Source organism: Streptomyces sp. NPDC059456 (genome assembly GCF_042750055.1).
Classification (GTDB): domain Bacteria; phylum Actinomycetota; class Actinomycetes; order Streptomycetales; family Streptomycetaceae; genus Streptomyces.
This window is the reverse complement of record NZ_JBHYVA010001070.1, coordinates 1-1,660: the sequence shown is the minus strand read 5'-3', so window position 1 is coordinate 1,660 and position 1,660 is coordinate 1. Positions and strand designations below refer to the sequence as shown.

Sequence of the window (1,660 nt, the reverse complement as noted above, 5' to 3'; positions counted from 1 at the left end):
GGTGGAGGGTTCCCGGGCACACGTCGTGACGCTGCCGCTGGGGTCGTTCGCAGGCGCGCTGGTGCTGGCCTGCGGGGCGGGCGCGGTGGCCTGTCTCGTCAGCGCGCGCCGCGGCTGAGTACGCTCGTGGACATGGTGGACAGGGTGGAAACGGACCGCGAAGCCGAACGTGCTGCCGGTGACGGCTCGTACTGCGCCGCCCCGGCGGCCCCGGCCGCGCGGGTGGCCGGGCCGCCGTACGCCGACTGCCTGGAGTGCGGCAGGCCCACCGAGTACGGGGTCGCCACCCCGGGCGTGGTGCTGTGCCCGGTCTGCGAATGGCAGGACGCACAGCGCTCCGCCTGCTCCGGCTGAGGCCCCCGGCTCCTTCCCGGGGGTCTACTTGCCGATGAGCTCGGAGACCTTCGCGAAGCGGTAGCCGCGCTTGCGCAGCTCCGGGACGATCTTCCGGACGGCCTCCTCGGTGACCGGGGCGGCGCTGCGCGTGCAGTGCATGACCACCACCGAGCCGGGCTTCACACCGGTGAGGACCTGCTCGGCCACCGCGTCCGGGTCCTTGGCGAAGGCGTCCCCGCTGACCACGTCCCACTGGACCGGAGTGACCTTGGCCGAGGACACCGCCCGCAGCGCCTGGTCGTCGTAGCAGCCGCCGGGGAAGCGGAAGTACGGGACGGTGTTGAGCGCGCCGGCCGTGCGGAAGGCGGCGAAGGCCCGGTCCACGTCGGCCCGGGCCGCGGCGCCGTCGAGCGTGGGGAGCCCGTAGCAGGGCGACTTGAAGGCGTGGTGGCTGTACGAGTGGTTCGCGATCTCGAAGTTCGGGTCGGTGCCGATGGATTTGGCCTGGTCCGGGTACTCCTCGGCCCAGCGGCCCGTCATGAAGATCGTCGATGGCACCTTGAGCCCCCGCAGGGTCGCGATCAGCTGGGGGTTGTCGAAGTGCTCCCCGCTCGCGGCGCGCGGCCCCTGGTCGGAGGTCATGTCGGCGTCGAAGGTCAGGGCGACGACCTTGTCGGTCTGCTGCTTCGTCCGCTCGAACACCGGGGTCAGGCCGTTCGGCCCGGGGGCCAGGGTCGGGGCCTTGCCCGGCGGCGGGGCCGCGGCCGGGGCGGAGCCGGCCGCCTGCGGCGCGGTGGGGGAGGCGGCGGAGGACGCCGGTGCGGAGGCCCCCGGGGTGCCCATACGGGCCTGGCTGCCGGAACCGGAACCGGATCCGGAGGTGCCGCTGTTGCCACCGCATCCCGCGAGGGCGGTGCAGAGAGCGGCACTGAGGGCGGCCGCGACCGCCACATTGCGCACAGAAAGGGTCACGGATGCAAAATATATGACCATCTGTAAATGGGATCGCAGCGGCACGGGGTCGGCCCGGGAATCCCCCGCCCGCCCCACCCGCCCCGCGCGGCAACGGCGGTGGGGTCAGTGCCAGGGGCCCGTCGAGGCGGACCGTGGAGCGCCGCGGGTCGTGGAACCAGACCTGGCCGTGGTGGTCGGCGGCCGCACCCTCGGCGGTGCGGGCGTAACCGGAGACGAAGCGGACGCCGCCGGCGCGCAGCGACCCGGGGCCGCCGAGGGGGCGCACCGGCAGGAACCGGTAGAAGGGCCCGAAGGGCTCGACGAACGCACCCTCGGTCTCGCAGACGGTCCCGCGGTACGGGTCCACGGC

At 73.9% G+C, this 1,660-nt stretch carries 2 protein-coding genes and 1 pseudogene; 1 reads left to right on the top strand and 2 read right to left on the bottom strand.

What is annotated here, in order from left to right; translation table 11 throughout:
* Positions 1-132: 132 nt before the first annotated feature.
* On the top strand, positions 133-354 hold the full coding sequence (locus ACFXA3_RS42235; RefSeq protein ID WP_385196791.1) for a hypothetical protein: 222 nt from the start codon (positions 133-135) through the stop codon (positions 352-354).
* A gap of 24 nt (positions 355-378) precedes the next feature.
* Here ACFXA3_RS42235 and ACFXA3_RS42230 read toward each other — a convergent pair whose 3' ends face one another.
* Positions 379-1,308 (bottom strand): polysaccharide deacetylase family protein, encoded by a 930-nt coding sequence (locus ACFXA3_RS42230; RefSeq protein ID WP_385196788.1) that lies wholly within the window; start codon positions 1,306-1,308, stop codon positions 379-381.
* 124 nt (positions 1,309-1,432) lie between these two features.
* Positions 1,433-1,660 (bottom strand): annotated as a pseudogene (locus tag ACFXA3_RS42225) (hypothetical protein); the annotation flags it as partial.